This window comes from Pseudomonas sp. McL0111, assembly GCF_052567255.1.
In genome coordinates this window covers 1,566,866-1,585,818 of record NZ_CP199585.1, presented here as the reverse complement: position 1 = coordinate 1,585,818, position 18,953 = coordinate 1,566,866, and the positions used below count along the sequence as shown (strand labels likewise).

General features: G+C 55.0%; 13 protein-coding genes and 2 pseudogenes. 8 read left to right on the top strand and 7 right to left on the bottom strand.

All coding sequences use genetic code 11. The features are described 5' to 3' along the window. Window positions 1-385: 385 nt before the first annotated feature. From ACTWLJ_RS07155 to ACTWLJ_RS07125, 7 genes and pseudogenes are all read left to right on the top strand, one after another. Window positions 386-844 (top strand): annotated as a pseudogene (locus ACTWLJ_RS07155) (SDR family oxidoreductase); the annotation flags it as partial. After that, window positions 839-1,159 (top strand): annotated as a pseudogene (locus ACTWLJ_RS07150) (cupin domain-containing protein); the annotation flags it as partial. The pseudogenes ACTWLJ_RS07155 and ACTWLJ_RS07150, both read left to right, overlap by 6 nt. Continuing rightward, on the top strand, window positions 1,160-1,957 hold the full coding sequence (locus ACTWLJ_RS07145; protein ID WP_445180366.1) for an ABC transporter permease: 798 nt from the start codon (window positions 1,160-1,162) through the stop codon (window positions 1,955-1,957). It abuts the pseudogene before it with no gap. Next, window positions 1,957-3,210, top strand: coding sequence for an ABC transporter ATP-binding protein (locus ACTWLJ_RS07140; protein WP_445180365.1), 1,254 nt, complete (start codon window positions 1,957-1,959; stop codon window positions 3,208-3,210). Before ACTWLJ_RS07145 ends, ACTWLJ_RS07140 begins: the two co-directional genes overlap by 1 nt. Next, on the top strand, window positions 3,207-4,574 hold the full coding sequence (locus tag ACTWLJ_RS07135) for a glycosyltransferase family 4 protein (RefSeq protein ID WP_445180364.1): 1,368 nt from the start codon (window positions 3,207-3,209) through the stop codon (window positions 4,572-4,574). The genes ACTWLJ_RS07140 and ACTWLJ_RS07135 overlap by 4 nt, the downstream gene beginning before the upstream one ends. Further along, entirely contained in the window at window positions 4,558-5,688 is a 1,131-nt protein-coding gene (locus ACTWLJ_RS07130) for a glycosyltransferase family 4 protein (RefSeq protein ID WP_445180363.1), read from the top strand. The genes ACTWLJ_RS07135 and ACTWLJ_RS07130 overlap by 17 nt, the downstream gene beginning before the upstream one ends. Then, entirely contained in the window at window positions 5,689-6,819 is a 1,131-nt protein-coding gene (locus ACTWLJ_RS07125) for a glycosyltransferase family 4 protein (RefSeq protein WP_445180362.1), read from the top strand. A 137-nt stretch (window positions 6,820-6,956) separates the two neighbouring features. Here the strand turns inward: ACTWLJ_RS07125 and ACTWLJ_RS07120 are convergent, their stop codons facing one another. From ACTWLJ_RS07120 to lysA, 4 genes are all read right to left on the bottom strand, one after another. After that, complete coding sequence (locus tag ACTWLJ_RS07120; RefSeq protein ID WP_445181331.1) at window positions 6,957-8,987, bottom strand: pyridoxamine 5'-phosphate oxidase family protein; 2,031 nt, start codon at window positions 8,985-8,987, stop codon at window positions 6,957-6,959. A 63-nt stretch (window positions 8,988-9,050) separates the two neighbouring features. Further along, the gene (locus tag ACTWLJ_RS07115) at window positions 9,051-9,677 is read right to left on the bottom strand and encodes a glutathione S-transferase family protein (protein ID WP_445180361.1); all 627 of its coding nucleotides are present in this window, start codon (window positions 9,675-9,677) and stop codon (window positions 9,051-9,053) included. 102 nt (window positions 9,678-9,779) lie between these two features. Then, on the bottom strand, window positions 9,780-10,706 hold the full coding sequence (locus ACTWLJ_RS07110; protein ID WP_445180360.1) for a LysR family transcriptional regulator: 927 nt from the start codon (window positions 10,704-10,706) through the stop codon (window positions 9,780-9,782). A gap of 68 nt (window positions 10,707-10,774) precedes the next feature. Further along, entirely contained in the window at window positions 10,775-12,013 is a 1,239-nt protein-coding gene (gene lysA, locus ACTWLJ_RS07105) for a diaminopimelate decarboxylase (RefSeq protein WP_445180359.1), read from the bottom strand. 123 nt (window positions 12,014-12,136) lie between these two features. Here lysA and ACTWLJ_RS07100 point away from each other — a divergent pair, with 123 nt between their 5' ends. Beyond that, window positions 12,137-13,063, top strand: coding sequence for a LysR family transcriptional regulator (locus ACTWLJ_RS07100; RefSeq protein WP_445180358.1), 927 nt, complete (start codon window positions 12,137-12,139; stop codon window positions 13,061-13,063). A 492-nt stretch (window positions 13,064-13,555) separates the two neighbouring features. Here the strand turns inward: ACTWLJ_RS07100 and ACTWLJ_RS07095 are convergent, their stop codons facing one another. From ACTWLJ_RS07095 to ACTWLJ_RS07085, 3 genes are all read right to left on the bottom strand, one after another. Next, the gene (locus tag ACTWLJ_RS07095) at window positions 13,556-14,446 is read right to left on the bottom strand and encodes a hypothetical protein (RefSeq protein WP_445180357.1); all 891 of its coding nucleotides are present in this window, start codon (window positions 14,444-14,446) and stop codon (window positions 13,556-13,558) included. A 130-nt stretch (window positions 14,447-14,576) separates the two neighbouring features. After that, on the bottom strand, window positions 14,577-16,595 hold the full coding sequence (locus ACTWLJ_RS07090; RefSeq protein WP_445180356.1) for a hypothetical protein: 2,019 nt from the start codon (window positions 16,593-16,595) through the stop codon (window positions 14,577-14,579). Continuing rightward, window positions 16,596-18,950: a sensor histidine kinase gene (locus ACTWLJ_RS07085; protein ID WP_445180355.1), complete on the bottom strand. Its 2,355-nt coding sequence runs from the start codon at window positions 18,948-18,950 to the stop codon at window positions 16,596-16,598. It lies immediately after the preceding gene. Window positions 18,951-18,953: the final 3 nt, after the last annotated feature.

The following is an 18,953-nucleotide window of genomic DNA, read 5'->3' as shown; positions in this document are numbered from 1 at the left end:
GTGACGGCCGAGCGTGGGATCGGGTCGGCAATGCCGTCTTCCGTCCTGCGTCTTCGGTCACGTCTTTGTTCTTGTTTTAGTGGTCGGTTTTACCTTGTTGCGCGACGATCCTGGCGAACCCCGGATGATCGCGACGAGGGGCATTCTAAACACATCCGTTGAGGATTCGTGAACCGCCCGGCGAGAATAAATCGGGCTACGCTGACGAGAACTGACCAGTCACGGTTGGACCTGTTGAAATTGCCGCGCAATTGGCACAGATTGTTGCCAAACAACTACAACAACGACTTCGCCTGCCTGATTTCCGGTTTCAACTACCGGTCTGACAGACCTTCCCTCAAAGCCTGTGGGAAATGGCGAAAGTTAAAGACCAAGGGGTCGCTGTTTGAAAAAGCGTCTGTTCGTCACGGGTCTGAGTGGATTCGTGGGACAACATATCCAGTCGCGTCTGACATTGACCGACTCATCGTGGGAGCTGCTGCCTGCCGCTGCGCCCTACGACCTGACGGCACCTGACAGCCTTGTCGGTCTATGGCCGCAGATGCCCGACGCCGTCATTCATCTGGCCGGCCAGACCTTCGTTCCGCAAGCCTTTCGTGACCCGGCGCGTACCCTCGAAATCAATCTGCTCGGCACGCTCAATCTGTTGCAGGCGTTCAAGACTCGCGGCTTTACCGGCACCTTCCTGTACGTCAGCTCCGGCGATGTCTATGGCCAGGTCAGCGAACCCGAACCGCCCATCACCGAACAGCAACCGCCCTGCCCGCGCAACCCGTATGCAGTGAGCAAACTGTCGGCCGAATTCCTCAGCCTGCAATGGGGCCTCAGCGAGAACCTGACGGTCAGCCGGCTGTGGGGCACCTACACCTTCAAGATCAAGCGCATCGTGGTCAAGCCCGGCGGCAAGTTGTCCCTGCAAATGCACCATCACCGCAATGAACACTGGGTTGTGGTCGAAGGCATGGCCAAGGTCACCAACAACGGTAGCGGTACCACGCTGGTAGCGAAGAACGAATCGACGTTCATTGCCGCCGGCCACAAGCATCGCCTGGAAAACCCCGGCGTGATTGATCTGGTGATCATCGAAGTGCAAAGCGGCGAATACCTGGGAGAGGACGACATCGTCCGCTTCGAAGACCATTACGGCAGGACGGTTTAAATGCTGCTTTCCCTGTATCGCTCGCTGTATGGCTATCGAGGTTTCATCCTCGGCAGCGTGCAGCGAGAGTTTCAAGCGCGGTATCGCAATTCGCTGCTCGGTGCGCTTTGGCCGATTTTCAATCCGCTGTCGATGATCATCGTCTACACGGTGATTTTCTCCCACATCATGCGTGCCCGCCTGCCCGGCGTGGATGACAGCATGGCTTACAGCGTCTACCTGTGTGCCGGGCTGCTGGCCTGGGGACTGTTTTCGGAAATCACCCTGCGCAGCCAGAACATGTTTCTGGAAAACGCCAACCTGCTGAAGAAAATCAGCTTCCCGCGGATCTGCCTGCCAGTGATCGTGCTGTGCAACGCGGCGATCAATTTCGCCATCATCATCGGCCTGTTTCTCGGGTTTCTGCTGATCACCGGACGCTGGCCGGGCACCGCCCTGCTGGCGCTGATCCCGCTGATCGCCCTGCAAATGATGTTCTGTGCCGGACTGGGCATGGTGCTCGGCGTGCTCAACGTGTTCTTTCGTGACGTTGGACAACTCTTCGCCATCTGCCTGCAATTCTGGTTCTGGCTGACGCCGATCGTCTATCCGATCAGCATCCTCCCGGACTGGGTGCAGCGCCTGCTGCAACTCAACCCGCTGACCAACCTGATCGCCAGCTATCAGAATCTGTTCCTGTATGGGCAATGGCCGGTCTGGAGTTCGCTGCTGCCAGTGTTTATTGCCGGCGTGGTGATGTGCCTGATCGGGCTGCGGCTGTTTCGTCAACGGGTCGGCGAAATGGTGGATGAACTCTGATGGGGCATATTCGCGTAACCGGTCTGGGCAAGGCCTATAAGCAATACCCGAATCGCTGGAGCCGTCTGGCCGAGTGGCTGATCCCGTTTTCGCCGATTCGCCACCGCCAGCACTGGGTCCTGCAAGACGTCGAGTTCGAGATCCAGCCCGGCGAGGCGGTGGGCATCGTTGGCGCCAACGGGGCCGGTAAAAGCACCTTGCTGAAGATGATCACCGGCACCACCCAACCGACCTGCGGCAAGATCGAACTCAACGGCCGCGTGGCAGCGCTGCTTGAGCTGGGCATGGGTTTTCACCCGGATTTCACCGGACGGCAGAACGCGTTCATGGCCGGTCAGTTGCTGGGAATGCAGGTCGGCGAAATCGAAGCGTTGATGCCAGATATCGAACTGTTCGCGGAAATCGGCGAGGCTATCGATCAACCGGTACGCACCTATTCCAGCGGCATGCAGATGCGCCTGGCATTCAGCGTTGCGACGGCTCGGCGCCCGGATATCCTGATCGTCGATGAAGCGTTGTCGGTGGGTGACGCCTACTTCCAGCACAAAAGCTTCGAACGCATCCGCAGCTTCCGCAAGGCCGGCACCACGCTGCTGATCGTGTCCCACGATCGCTCGGCGATCCAGTCAATCTGCGACTCGGCGATCCTGCTCAAGGATGGCCACATGGCCATGTACGACAAACCCGAAGTGGTGCTGGATTACTACAACGCGCTGATGGCCGAACGCGAAGGCCAGGTCGTGCGTCAGGAAATGCTCGCTGGCGGCGAAGTGCAAACCATCTCCGGCACTGGCGAGGCCGGGATTCTCGGCGTGCGCCTGCTGGATGAACAAGGCCGTTCCATTGACGTGGCAGAGGTCGGTCAGCCTGTCGTGCTGGAAGTGCAGGTTGAGGTGCGTCAGGACATCGAACGTCTGGTGCTCGGCTTCATCCTCAAGGATCGGCTGGGTCAGATGATGTATGGGATCAATACCCATCGTCTGGGCAAGGCACTGACCGACCTGCATGCGGGGGAACGCTTCACCTATCGCTTTGCTTTCGTCATGGGGTTGGGCAAGGGCAACTATTCGGTGTCGCTGAGCCTGTCGCGGCTGGATTCGCACATGGATCGCAATTTCGAATGGCGCGATTACGGTCTGGTGTTCCATGTGATCAACAATCGCCAGGAAGATTTTGTCGGTTGCTCATGGCTGGGCGCCACGACCACGATCACCCGCCAATCCGAGGCAACGCAGACCGAGCGTGCGCCATGACCCGGCTGCTGGTGGAATGCACTCACGTATTCAAAAACCCGAAGATCAACTCCGGGATTCAGCGCGTGGTGCGCAACGTCATCAATCGTTTGCCGGCCAGTGTCAATAACGTCGAGTGCATGCCGGTGGTGTCGATCAAGGGCGAGCTCTACCGCGTCACGCGGCTGGCGGCACTGGATACTCCGCTGTTCAACGCACTTGAAACCTTCGGCGGGCGGCTGGAGCGACTGGCCCATCGCTTTTGGCAACTGCACCAGCGGCTCGATAAAAAATGCTCATCCAAAACACTACGCCGAGTGCTGTACGTCGCTTATCGCCTGACATCCATCGGCGTTTTCGGCTTGCCGTTGCGGGTGATCGGACGGATCAACCGCACGCAACTACTCAAACGCTGCACACCGCTGCAACATCAACCCGGCGATCAACTGGTACTGCTGGATTCGTCCTGGCATTCGGATTTTTTCCCTCACGCCGAGCAGCTCAAGCGCGACGGCGTGGGCATCGTCGCGGTGATCTACGACCTGATCCCGCTGACGCATCCGCAGTTCTACGACACTCGGCTGGTGCAGGTATTCAGCGAATGGTTCGACTGGATCACCCGCACGGCTGATGGCTACATGGCAATCTCGGCGACAGTGCGTGATCAAGTGCATGAAGAGTTGCAGCGGCAGCTTGGCGCGGCACAGACAGACAAACTCTGGTTCGACTATTTCCATCTCGGTTCCGAACTGGATCTGCACAGCGCCGAAGCCGTCGTCGAACCGCGCCTGCAACGCCTGTTCGCCACGCCCGAACCGGTGTTCCTGATGGTCAGCACCATCGAGCCACGCAAGAACCATCAATACCTGCTCGACGCCTTCGACCGGGCCTGGGCCGCTGGCTCGCCAGCGCGTTTGTGTATCGCCGGACGCATCGGCTGGAAATGCGATGCCCTGCTCGCCCGTGTGCGCAACCATCCCGAACTCAACCGTCGGCTGTTCGTGTTCAATGACCTAGGCGACACCAGCCTCGAACACGCCTACGCCCACGCCAGTGCGCTGGTGTTCCCGTCATTCGTTGAAGGCTTCGGCCTGCCGCTGGTGGAAGCCATGCAGCGTGGCTTGCCGGCGATGGGCAGCGACATTGCGGTGTTCCGTGAGATTGGTGGCGAGTTCATGGCTTACTTCGATTTGCACGATCCGCAAAGCCTCGCCGATCTGGTCGCAGCGTTCGCCAGCAGCGGCCAGTTCCCGGCGGCCCTTGATGTGGCTGACTGGCGCTGGATCGGCTGGGGCGAAGCCAGTGCGCAATTGACTGAACGCACCCTGCGCAATGTTCTGGAGGCGCCGACGACGCAGGCGAGGCGGCATGCGCATTGCTCTTAACGCCCGCATTCTCCAGGCACCACGCACCGGCATCGGCCAATACGTCGCCGAACTGGTCAACGCCTTGCGCAGCGAAAACGATGTCGAGGTCGCGTTGTTCCACGGCTGGGGCTGGAGTTCGGCATTGCCGGACGCGGCCATGCCCGGTTACTCGCGGCTGACCCCGCTGCTGCGGCAGATTCCCGGGGCTTATCAGGCGCGGCGCTGGCTGGAGCAGAAGCGCTTCGATCAGGGCCGGGCACAGAACATCGACCTGTATCACGAGCCAAGCTTGTGGCCGCTAGCCTTCGACGGCCCGACCGTGATCACCCTGCATGACCTGACCCACGTACATTTCCCCGACACTCAGCCGCCAGCGCGACTGAAGGAAATTGAACGACGGCTAGCGGCGGGCGTGCAGCAGGCGCGGCTGATTCTGACCGACTCCCAAGCCATCGCCGATGAAGCGCAGGATTATTTCGGCCTGCCCGCCGAGCGCTTTGTCGTCGCGCCACTGGGGGTTGCCGAACGCTTCCATCCACGCGAACCGCACGCCATCGAAGCGGTGCTCAAGGCGCATGCCGTCGAGGCGCGGGAATACTTTTTGTGCGTGGGAACGCTGGAACCGCGCAAGAACCTCAATCTGGCCTTGCGCGCGCATGCCTTGCTACCGGAAGCGGTGCGCCAGCGCTTTCCGTTGTTGATTGTCGGTATGGCCGGCTGGCAGCAGGCGCAGTTCAGCGATGAGTTGCGTCTGGGCTTGGCCTCGGGTCACGTGTGCCTGCTCGGCTATCTGCCGGATGAAGACGTCGGACAATTACTGGCCGGGGCCCGGGCGCTGGTGTTTCCGTCGCTGTACGAAGGTTTCGGCCTGCCGGTGCTGGAGGCGATGGCCAGCGCAACACCGGTGATCCTCACCCGCACTTCGGCGATGCCTGAAGTGGCTGGCGCTGCGGGTAACTATATTGAACCTGACGATACGAACGGCTTGCGCGACGCAATGAGCCGTCTGATCGACGATCAAGCGCACTGGCAGGCATGCCGAGAAGCCGGATTGCAGCAGGCACGGCTTTTTTCCTGGGAACGTTGTGCACAGGCCACGGCCGGTGCTTATCGCCAGGCCATGGGAGGTTGAATGAAAGTTCTGCATTTTTTCAAGACGTACCTGCCTGATTCCGTCGGCGGTATCGAGCAAGTAATCTTCCAGCTGTGCGAAAGCGGCGCCAAACATGGTATCGATGGCCAGGTGCTGACCCTCAGCGCCGATCCGACGCCCGCCGTGGTCAAACTCGGCGAGCACCAAGTGCATCGCGCCAGACTCGACATTCAATTCGCCTCCACCGGTTTTTCCTGGAGCGTGTTCAAACAGTTTCGCGAGATGGCCGCCGAGGCCGACGTGGTCAACTACCACTTCCCTTGGCCGTTCATGGATCTGGTGCATTTCGCCAGCGGCATGAACAAACCGAGCGTGGTCACCTACCACTCAGACATCATTCGCCAGAAGCATCTGCTCAAACTTTACCGACCGCTGATGAACCGCTTCCTCGCCAGCGCCGACCGGATTGTCGCGGCCTCGCCGAATTACCTGCACACCAGCGATGTATTGCAGCAATTCCAGGACAAGACCCGGGTAATTCCCTACGGTTTGAACAAGGCCGGTTATCCACAGGCAGACACCGAGCGGATGAACCGCTGGCGCCAGCAGCTTGGGGATAAGTTCTTCCTGTTCGTCGGGGTGATGCGCTATTACAAGGGTTTGCACATCCTGCTCGAAGCGTTGAAAGACGTGGATTACCCGGTGGTGATCGTCGGCGCCGGGCCGCTGGAACTGGAGCTGCACGCCCAGGCCGTCGCACTGGGCCTGCGCAATATTCACTTCCTCGGCCGCCTCGGTGACGAAGACAAAGTCGCCCTGCTGCAACTGAGCTACGCCATCGTGTTCCCTTCGCACCTGCGCTCGGAAGCCTTCGGCATCTCGCTGCTGGAGGGCGCGATGTACGGCAAACCGATGATCTCCAGCGAGATCGGCACCGGCACCAGTTACATCAATATCCACAACGAAACCGGTTTGGTCGTGCCGCCGAGTAATCCACAGGCCTTCCGTGAAGCGATGCGTACCTTGTGGGAAAACCCGCAACGCGCTGCCGAGATGGGTGTGAAGGCTGAAGCCCGCTACCGGCAGCTGTTCACCGCCGACGAAATGGGCCGCAAGTGGACGGAGCTGTATCAGGAATTGCTCGAAGAAAAATCCCTGTCCTACGCATAACGCATTTCTGATGAAGACCCTGTGGGAGCGGGCTTGCCCGCGATAGCGTCCGGTCAGGCAACAATGATTCTGGATACACCGGCCCAATCGCGGGCAAGCCCGCTCCCACAGGGATTGAGTGTTATCCACAGAGTTGGTTACAGGTCCAGCACCAGCGGTGCATCACTTTGTGCAGGCACCGCGCAGCAGATCAGCACTTGTCCTGCTTCCGGCATGTCCGCCGGGGGCTGTGGATAATTCACTGCGCCGCTGATCAAACGGGTTTTGCAGGTGCCGCAGGAACCGCCGCGACAACTGAACTCCGGGCGCAGACCTCGGCTTTCCGCGAGTTCCAGCAAGCTGCTGCCGTCCGGTTGCCAGCGCGCTTCCTTGGCCGAGCGTTCAAACACCACTGGCATTGAAGTGGTCGCTGCCGGCGGTTGTTCGATGACGATGGCATCCGGATCGGCTTGGCGCTTGAGGGTCGAAGGGCCAAAAGTTTCCGCGTGAATCTGCGCATCGCGCACATCGAGATCCCGCAGGCTGTCATAAAGCCCCTGAGTAAACGCGCCCGGGCCACAGAGGACAAAATCCACCTGATCGAAATCTTCAACGTCGAGCACGCTTTGCAGCAAGGCCACATCGACGCGCCCCGTCAGATCAAAGTCCGCGCCTTCTAATACATCCGCCTCCGGTTGGCTGAGCACCCGTATCACGCGAACGGCACCACCAGCGTCTTCCTGCAAACGATCCAGCTCTGCCCGGAACGGCTGATCGGCAAGCGTGCGTGAACCCTGCAATAACAACGTCGGACGAATCCCCCGAGTGCGTAGTCCCTGATATACAACTTCCCGCAGCATCGACAACAACGGCGTAATGCCTACACCCGCCGCCAGCAACACCAATGGCCGTCGCTCCAGCGGCGCGACCGTGAAATGCCCCTGCGGCGCGCGCGCCTCCAGTACATCGCCGACACGAATCTGCTGGTGCAAATGGCTCGAAATAAGCCCTTCGCGCTTCACGCTGATACGAAAAAAACCATCCGACGGCGCACTCGACAGGCTGTAGGTGCGGATATGCACCTCACCATCGAGGGTGAACCTCAGCGGCAAATGCTGACCGGCCTGAAACACCGACAAACCAGCGCCGTCGGCGGGCTCCAGATAGATCGAACGAACGCTGCGACTTTCCGCCTCGATCTTCACCACCCGCAGCGGTCGCCAGGCATTGCCCAAAGCCTGCGCCTGCAACCGCGCTTCGGCCTCGGCCCAGTTGCCGGTCAACAGACTGGTGGGCGACATGCCGTCGAAGCGCCAGCGCAGAGCCAGGGCTGCCAAGCGCCGCACCAGTTTCTCCACATCGAACGTCCACAGACGCTCGGCACCTTGAAAGGCTTCGATCTCTGCGCCTTCGAGGACAATTTCAGTACGCCCGCTCAGTTGCAGCAAATCCCCTGTGGAAAAGTCGATGAACAGCAAGCCCGCTCGGGGGTTGAGCAGCAGATTGCCGAGGGTGTTGAAGTGCAGATTACCGGCGAAATCAGGGATCGTCAGACGGTTGCCTGCAACCCGTACGAAACCGGCCTGACCGCCACGATGCGAAACATCCACCGCACGCTGGCCGTCGATATCCACATAACTGGCGACAAAGAACGTGTCGGCGCCTTCGATCAAGGCTCGGGCGGCTTCATCGAGGCCGTCGAGGTGCTGAGATTTACGTGTCTGCGGGTCGGTCAACGGCACCCGCTGAAACTGCCGCAACTGAATGTACTGCGGACAGTTGCCGAAGGCTTGATCCACCGTTACCTGAAAACCTGCATCGCTCATCGTGCCGACATGGCCATTGAGGCGATTGCGCCGTCGTGTGTGCAACTCGATGCCGAGCAGGCCGATGGCTGCGCCGTCCTGCAACTGCGCCGGATCATCAACGTCGGGCAGGCTGGAAAACTGCAATTGCGCAGGCTCTGGCGATTGGGCAAACCCCGGCGCACCTTCAAGCACGCTGGCCCAAGGACGACCGTCGCCATCCACCGCGCCGTACAACATGAACGGCAATTGCCGATAGAACTCACGGTGTTGGTCCGGCATCCAGTTGCGAATGACCTTACGCCCGAAGGCCTCCATGCGTTCAGCGACGCCGATGCGAGCCTGCAATTGCTGCTCGCCGGCATGCCACGGTGAAGGCTCCATCACGGCATCTCCCCTGCGCCGCTGGCGCAGTGTGGACGGCCCGGCTCGAACCGGGCCGTAACATCAGGCGGTTTTCTGCAACCCGGCGACAGTGCGCGGCATGCCGACAAAACCTGGCAAGGCTTCGATGCGTTGCAGCCAGGCGCGGACATTGCTGTAGTCATCCAGCGAGACGTTACCTTCCGGCGCGTGGGCGATGTAGCTGTAGGCCGCGATGTCGGCAATGCTCGGCTCGCTGCCGGCCAGACAGGCCGATTTGCCCAGTTCCAGTTCCATTACCTTGAGCAGGTTGTGTGCACGGGTAATCGTGTCCTCGGCATTCAATTGAGCACCGAATACCGTAATCAACCGCGCCGCTGCCGGCCCGAAAGCAATCTGCCCCGCCGCCACCGACAACCAGCGCTGGACCCGAGCGGCACCGACCGGATCGGCGGGGAGCCAACGGCCATTGCCGTATTTTTGTGCCAGATACACAAGGATTGCATTGGAATCGGCCAGCACCACACCGTCATCGTCGATCGCCGGTACTTGCCCGAAGCTATTGATTGCAAGGTAGGCCGGTTGCTTGTGCTCGCCCTTGGCCAGATCAATGAAGATCTCTTCGGTCGGCAGTTGCAGCAGGGACAGCATCAGTTCCACCCGATGGGCATGACCGGAACGCGGGAAATTGTAGAACTTGATCGGTTGCATGGTCGACTCCGCTGGAGTGGCGCCGCTCAGGACTGACGGCGCCGATGAGGGCCATCTTCTACCCATCGCGAAAACAACAGAATCACCACAAATCGCAATCGATTATTTCAGATAGCGCAATAACGCCGCATTCTTCAGCGCTGGATGTTCACGCAAGGCCTTGACCGCGAAATCGACAAAACTGCGCACCCGCGCCGGGGCCTTGCGCCCGCCCTGATACACCACGTGGATTGGCAGCGGCGGCAGCTCGAAGTCCGCGAGCACCACTTCCAGTTCGCCGCTAGCCACCTTGTCCGCCACTTGATAGGAAAGTACGCGGGTCAGCCCGACACCCATGCAGGCGGCGGTGATCGCAGCTTGATTGGCGGTGACCACCAGTCGCGGTTCCGGACGCACATTCAGCGGTTCACCCTGATCGAGAAACGGCCAACTGCGCAGTTGCCCGATAGAAGAAGTTGCCACTACCGGAGCGCCAGCCAGGTCCTGCGGATGCGTCGGCCGGCCATGAAGAGCAAAGTAACCGGGCGATCCGCAAATCACCCGACGTACTTCGCCAACCCGGACTGCATGCTGATTGCTGTCCGGCAGTTCGCCGATGCGTACCGCGACATCGATGCCCTCCTCGACCATGCTCGCCACCCGGTCGAGCAACAGCGCGTTGATCGACACGTCCGGATACTGCGCGAGGTAATCGGCCATTACCGGCGTGACGAACAACTGACCGAACAGCACCGGAGCGGTGATCGTCAATTGCCCACGGGGCTGGGTATGGCTGCCGGCAGCGGAGTCCTCGGCTTCCTGTACTTCAGCGAGAATCCGCCGACAGTCTTCCAGATAACGCTGCCCAGCCTCACTGACATGCACGCTGCGCGTGGTGCGGATCAGCAGTTGCGTGCCGATCCGCTGCTCCAGCGCCGCCACGGCGCGAGTGACGCTGGCGGCGGACAAACCCAGGCGCCGCGCCGCAGCGGAGAAACCCTGCTCCTGAGCGACAGCGGCGAAGACCTGCATTTCCTGGAAGCGATCCATGGGTTGAAAATCTCACGGTGAGCATCCGGTGAATTATGCATATCCCTCGGCACCACGGCAGAACAATCTCAGAGCCCCATTTCTAGCTCAAATAGAGAGCTGAGCGCCTGCCGACGACGGATCAACCGCGCTTCACCGTTCGCCAACAACACCTCGGGCAACAAAGCGCGGGTGTTGTAGTTGGACGACATCGACGCGCCATACGCGCCGGTATCGTGGAACACCAGCAAGTCGCCGACCTGCGCTTCGGGCAGCATTTGCGGGCGCAGTTCGTGTTCGTCCTGAGTGAAGATATCCCCGGATTCGCACAGCGGGCCACCGACCACGGTTGGCGTCAGCGGTCGCTCGACCGGACGGCCATCGGCGTCGATCAACGTCGTATGGTGGTAGGCACCGTACATCGCCGGGCGCATCAGGTCGTTGAAACCGGCATCGACCAGCACATAGTTGCGGTTGCCCATGCGTTTGACCGCACGTACTTCGCACACCAGAAAACCCGATTCGGCCATCAGGAACCGGCCGGGTTCGATTTCCATGCGCACCGGATGGCCGAGCAGCGCTTCGATCTCTTGCCGGGCAGCAGCCCAGGTCTGCGCGTAACGCTGGATATCCACAGCCTTGTCTTCCAGACGATACGGCGTTGAAAGCCCGCCGCCGATGGAGAACGCCTCGATGTCCTGCTTCAGCGAACTCACCAGATCCACCATCGCCCGCGCCACTTGCTCAAGGTGCGAGTAATCCACTCCCGAGCCGATGTGCATATGCACGCCGACCAGCTTCAGGTCGAATTCGCGGATCACCGCCAGAGCGTCGTGAATCTGCTCATGCCAGATACCGTGTTTGCTGTTTTCGCCACCGGTATTGGTCTTGCGGCTGTGGCCGTGACCAAACCCCGGGTTGATCCGCAGCCACACGCGATGGCCGGGGGAGCGCTCGCCCAACTGACGCAGCATATCGATGGAACCGGCGTTGACCTCAACGCCCAGCTCGACCACACGATCCAGGGTTTTACGGTCGAACAGATCACAGGTGAACACGATCCCGGCCGGCGAACCTTCGGTACTGAAACCCGCCATCAACGCCCGCTCGACCTCACCGAGGGACACAGCATCGACGTGCAATCCCTGTTCACGCATCAAGCGCAGAACGTGGATGTTGGAACAGGCCTTCTGTGCATAACGAACGGTATCGAACCCTCGCAAGCGCTCGATCCGCTCAACAATCGTCGCGGCGTCGTAGCACCACAGCGGTGAACCATGAAGTTTCAGGGAATCGGCAAGAAGCGTGAACGGCGGAGATTGGGTCATGACGCGGGCTCGCAGGAAAGATTGAAGCAAGCATGCCGAGTCATCATCATTTGTAAAAATAGCTATTTATTCATCAGCCATTCATATCTGATATGAGGCCTTCAAAATCCGCGAGGTATGCCGGTGAAGATTTCACTGCGACAGGTAGAGATTTTCCGCTCGATCATGCTGGCCGGCAGCGTCACCGGCGCCGCACGTTTGCTCTTCACGTCGCAGCCGACCGTCAGCCGGGAACTGGCGAGGCTCGAACATGTGTGCGGCTTGCGCCTGTTTGATCGCGAGGGCGGTCGATTACTGCCGACTGCGCAGGCCTTGATGCTGCTCGACGAGGTTGAGCGCAGCTACGTCGGGCTTGAGCGGATTGACCGTTATGCACAATCGCTGCGCAACTTCGAACACGGTCGCCTCGCCCTCACCTGCCTCCCGTTGTTCTCGCAGACCTTGCTGCCGAAAGTCTGTCGGCGTTTTCATCAGGCACATGCGGGCATCAGCATCAGCATCGTCGCGCAGGAATCGCCGTTGCTGGAGGAGTCGCTGGTCACCCAGCAACATGACCTCGGTCTGACCGAAGTCGATCAGGTGCCACGCGGCACCCAAGGCGAATTGCTGTTCAGTTCCGATCTGGTTTGCGTCCTTGCGCCGGGGCATCCACTGCTGGCGAAAACCGTGCTGTCGCTGGAAGACTTCCATGAAGTCGACTTCATCAACCTCGCCAATCTCGACATCTACCGGCAGACACTTGACGTGCACTTCCGCCAGGCCGGGGTCAATCGACGCACCGTGATCGAAACCAGCAATGCTGCGTCTGTCTGCGCGATGGTCAGGCAAGGCCTGGGGGTGGCCATCATCAATCCACTGACCGCGCTGGAAGAGTCCGGCCGCGATCTGCTGATTCGCCCACTGACGTTGTCGGTGCCGTACCGGATCATGCTGATCCGCCCGAATCATCGGCCGGCGTCGGTGACCGTTGATGCGTTTTGTGAGGTATTGCGTGAGGAGGCGGCGAAGACTGTTGTCGGGATAGAACAATTGGTTGGATCGCGTGGCTGAAAGAAGGTCAAAAATAACCCCCGAAGTTCGGGGGTTTGATGTGCCCAAGGAATAAAGATTGTCACAATAGCCCTTGTAGTTAGCGCCTTGCATGGATAAGTCTAGCCTTGACAGATTAAAAAAGGAGGTCACAAATATCGTCCATTCATAACATGTCGGTATTTTCAATAGAATAAAGGCTGTCACAGCGGACGAGTAGCCAAAGCTGAATCCGAGCGGGGAGCAAAAACATCCTATTCAGCTATGATGTTACTTTTCATGTTATCGCTGGATGCATTGATCCATCTGCCGACTTGGCGTTGCCTCATAAGTAGTTATCCCAAAGTCAGACCTGCTAGCGCTTTAGGAAGTAGAAGCTTGGGTCAGCAAAAATTCGGCAGATGGATGTCCCCACAGGATTTCCTACCCAACACGTTAGCGATGGTAGTAAACAAGATGGATCGGAACGTTCGTAACCCTCAGCGGCTTTCGCAGAGTGCTCTCAGAAAGGGGCTAGCGATAGCGTAATTCAAATTCGAATTGAAGCTCTGCGTTTGTAGTGGGTGTCCTCGTGGAGACGCGCATGACTTTAACCAACGCGAACCCATATTCATTTTGAAAGATGACTATCTCACCTTCGTTGACTGGTTTCGTGTAGTGGCTGTCCTCAAGCCACCTCCCCGGGTCGTCAATTTGAGAGAACTCAGTGCAGTTTTTAGCCAAGCACACGTTGTGAGCATAATCGAGCGCATAGATGGTTCCGTTGCCGCGATTAGTCCAGCTCGTCTTGAACTCACGCCCAGGGGGGCCCATTAGCCTTATTCCGCCGTTTGAGTTGTAGTCAAAGGCGCCACCGTCGTACATCTTGGTCGAACATTGAAACTTAGAGAAAAACGCGGAGTTATCGCGTCTAGCCTCGTTCCTGAGATCACCTGGAAAGTCGCGCACCGTCACGTTATGCCGATGGAATATCTTCCAGGCCAATGCACCTACATCCGGGTTAGGGTCGCAATTCGCGATGTGAACCACAGATATCTTGCGAGTGATGAGCAAATTTGCGCACGATTCGCCTCGTCTGCGCTTCGCACATGGTTCTAACGTTACATATGCCGTTGCTCCCGCGAGGTCAATATCGGCTAGATTGTCGAGCAATGCTTTCTCAGCATGCTCGCTAGCCTTAACCTGAAACGCTAAATCCGTACCATCTGCGTTGCGGATGCTACCTCCATATCCCTTAGCTGCCCAGCCGAGGACTATCCCGTTAAGCTCCAAGATAATTGCGACGCGGGGAGCAGGATTTGATCGCGTTGCATCAACCGGACAGAGCTTGGCTTTGTCCACAGCCATACGAGCAAAGGAGTATTCCAGGTTGACAACGCAGCCTTGGTTCTCGGTCTCGATCATTTGCGTGCTCGCTGTATAAAGCTTTCCAGCAAAATTTTATCCGCGATGGGAGCAACGGTAATCATCGTACTTAATTACTGAGTTGGGAGCTAAAATTCGCATAGGAACCATCAGCGAACATGATAAAACTCTAATCATCTGTATGTTCGCCAGAGGCCACTGAAGTGGTAGGGTAGGGAATTGCTGAAAATAATGGAAAACCTTCAATACGGTCTGACTCATCTTGACTAAAAGAAAGATAGATTTCTTTAGGATTGCCAGAGGTTTTCACTACGGTGGCATCTTTTTTCTTAACGATTTCTAAATGCTGTACTGCTCGTGAAGCAAGAAGCAACTTCAGACCATCCCATTGAGTAGCTAGTGCTGGGGGCGATGGCTTTTTGTTTGAGTCCAAATATTCAGCTAACCACTGAATGTATTCTTCGGTAAAACTAGCTCTCGATTTAGTAGTTTTGTCGATACTGTCATCTTTTTTTACAATACTAACGACATTTTCTTCGCCTTCAGCAGCAATAGACTTAGGAGGAGTTAAATCATGCCTTCCCTGAACGATAATTAGCGAGGCCCAGTTTTGGTTTCGGGAGTCAATTACTACATCCTGCTGCCCTTTGGCTCTTAGTATTAACGATACAGAAAGTGCCGAAACTCTTGGAGGTGATACTGGAGCACCAATTCGACCTAAATTTTGGGTAAATCGCTCTTGGATTTGCAACGCTAATAACTGAGAAAAACGGCCAATGCGCTTGTATCCCGTTCGTGACTTCAAACTTTCCCTGCTTATCGCATCCGGATCATCAATAGAAAAAGTAACCCACAGATACTTTTCAACGCCTTCAACCAGTACCTTGATCAAATACTGTGGTGGGCGACCCGACGTGGGCATACCGTTTGCGTAAAAAGCGGACATGAGATCGGTAATTTCTTGCACATCCGACGCCCATAAGCACACCACCCTAGTTTTTTCTAATGAATGCCGAAGATCACAACTTTGGTCGCAAATAACAAATAGTTTATTATAGTTGAGACGCCCATCTTCCACGCACACAAAAACATCGCCCAATGCTAGCGCGTACCTTTCTAGGTTAGCACTACGATCGTCAGACACATCTCCCCTGAAACCGGCCTTTAGAAACATATCAGCTAGTTGACTAGTCGCCGGTACGTTGCCGGCTAAAGAGTTAACACTCAAAACGGCAGGGAGTGACTCAACCTTTTTTGCTAAATTCTGATCGTCTAATATTTTATTACTAAGAAAAGCGCCAATTAGCCAAGTCAGGTAATCGCCAACAGATTCCTTTTCTACGGATAGCGATGCGACATTTAACAGTTTTAGCTCAGAAGGTTCGATAGCTCGAATATGCCTATGGATATCATCTGATGCACGCTGAACAGCGACCCAATATTCATCTAGAAAATTAGCAAGACACTGCTTTTCAGCGTAGTCAATAAGTATCCTCACCAGTTCGCTCTCAAGCCTATCCGACCCTGCATCAGGCTTGCTTAAGAAAGAAAAGAACTCCGATCGCAATCCAGTTTTATCTTTGAACTCCAAAGAAAATCCAGTTGCTTGGTCTCTTGAAGAAATCAAAACAACTAACGGATAAAATTCTAAACCATCTACTAATCTTTTTTGCTTTATCCAGCCTTGAAGTTTGGCAGCCCTCTCATAAGCGGAGTCGGGATCTCTTTCATCTTTTAAAAAAAAGTCTAAAAAAATCAACCTATAAGGTTCTGCGCCTTCCAAATTTAGATCACAATCGCAATCATAATGGATATTAAATTTTTTCAGCTCACCTAGTAATGGCGCTATATCTGAAAGCTTTGAATCAATATCACTTTGATAGGTATCAAACAAACTTTCCTTGACCCAGACCCAGTTAGGCTCATTTCTCATCTGCCAGAGTCTAAGCATCCTACCTTCATTATAGACAAAGGAATGCACCAAGGAGGATTTAGAGGTATCAAATATACCTTCTTCACCGAAGGTTTTCTCAATCAGTTCTCTAGCCTCTGGATGATCAATCAAGTGCTCTGAAAACAATGTAAGAGCCTCTCCATTGATATCACTCAAAGAAGGTGGAGCAAAAGCATCATCGATAACTAAAACTTTATCAATGCTGCCCCCAGCCAAAAGAGCTTGAACTTCCATTTATTTCTTCCCTTTAAAACAAATTACAAATCCACGATGAGTTTTAGAAACCCCAGGATCATCAAGATCAATAGTAATAGAGTTGTATTCTGCGAGCTTTCTTGAAATAAATAGTCCCAGCCCTCTTCCATCGTCAGCCGGTTTGGTGCTGAAGAACGGATTAAATATTTCTTCACCTCTTACAACAGGTATCCCAGGCCCGTTATCAGAAAACTGGATTTCACCCACCAAAGGGTCCAGCATAATTTCTATCTTAGGAGAAAAACGTCTTAATTCAAGTTCTTGCTTCAGCCAATAAACAGAGTTTGATATCAAATTCTCGAAAATCTGTATCACCTGACCTTTTACCGCATATACTTTAAAAGAACTATCCAAAGCATCTAAACTATATTTTATTTCGTGCCTTTCAAACTGAGAAGAATGTGCCTGTAAAACCTCTTTAATTAGCTCGACCAAATCAAAGTTTTCTTTTCTCTGTCTACCCGGTGTAGCCAGTGGATCGAGGATTCTTATACGTTTATCTAATGTATCAAGCTGCTCCCTAAGTAGCTTCAACTGAGCTTTTTCTGCAGGTGTAGAAGCACTATATCCCTTTAGGGTTTTTAGGGTGCTATGCGTCATGCGACTGAGCTCATGAAATATGAACTCTGTCATCAGACCAACACCCGCCAAATGCACATAATTATCTATTTCGGCTTCGTAATTTTTTATTGCTAACTTAGCTTTTTCCCAAGCGAGGGCCATGTCTTGCATTCTGTCTAGTAAAGAATTAACGACGGCCACATCTTCTTTTCCGACGCGTTCGCGCAACTTCTTCGCATGCTTAACAGCTTCCTGCTGAGCTTCATCCAGCCGTTTCTCTAACTTTGGAAATTCTTTTGCTGCTGACTCTGTGGTTTCTCCCTCGACACTGTTTAGATAGGTTTTAAACTCGGTAAGAAGTGTATGCCTTAGAAGCGCGACAAGTGCTGCTTTCTCGTCATTATCCCGTAAACCTTCGCGATTAGTTTGATCTTGAAGTTCTGGATTCTTTTTGCCACTAATACTTACTGAACCGACAATTTGTTTTCGGTTCATTTTGTAGCCGCCACTACCAAAAGCGACCCCATCTAGATCCAGCCAATCGTCTCGTATCTCAGCGTATGGATAAACACGAAAGTTATCCCGGTACAGAAGTAGCCCGCCCCCCCAATTCGCCAACCACTTTAAAGCTGAGTCATAACCATCAGGTTTATCAAGTCTTAGTTTTTGTCTGTTAAACCAATGAGCTTCTAACTTAAACTCTCCGAGCTTCATTAAACCTTGAGTTAAGCTAGCACTTATGGAAGTGGCACCGATAGCTTTTTTCTTTCTTCCAGCTTTCTTAGCAAGAGCGCTTCTAAGATGGACTCCTGTCAACTCAAACTGTTTTGATTTCCCATACACATTGTACGTTACGCTACCCTTCAAGACCGGTTGCCCGCTCTTGTCGTATCCGAACTGCGCTTTGCATGTTGCGTGCGCATAAGCCAGCTTTTCCGACTCAAATGTCGGAATAGTTATCTTTTCTTTGTTGAAGAAAAACCTGATATCCGGTCGGTTCGCGTCAGGGTTAAAAGGATTTATTAATTTCGCAAAATCTGTATCTGCGATTGAACGTAACTTCTCAGAGCTCCAATCACTTTGCAGATTCCTTATAGTAATGCAAGTACCCTTAATTGATGAATCGCTTTTTCGCTCTCCACGCCCTACAGAAACTTCAAATTTATCCGCATCTAAATTTGGGTTCCTTTTCAGCACGGACCAATCGACTACAAGTTTATTCCAGGATTTTTCCCCGACCTTGGTACTTTCAACCTCTAAAAAGTCTCCAAGGCGCATTGATGATAGGCGGCCAATACCTTTCTCGCCCAAAACAGACCCATCGTCTATCAGCGCGCGCTGGAGTAATCTATTCGGAGTTCCAATAGTGAGGAAGATAGAATCCAGTTCCTCCTCACTCATTCCGTGACCTGTATCCTCTACACGAATCCAAGTATATTCACTATAGAGTTCTAGCAAGATTGAAGCTCGTAACTCAGGCAATGCAGAGCAAATCGAGTCCGTAAATTTGGAAATCACTTCAGATGAGGCAGACGGGTCGATAGATGAGGAGATTTCCTCTTCCAAATCGTCGTCAGCAAATTCATCATTTTTCAGTCCGTACTCAAGCCGCTGCAGCTCACCTCTAGATAGTACAGACGAAATAGTAACTACGACCTTTGGAGATCTAGCATCCAATGCATTTTTAATTAGCTCATACAACGCGATCTGATCGGAACTTATTAGTTCTGCACCGAGCTCGAGCAATACTCTCGCTTTAAATTTAATGCCCATATT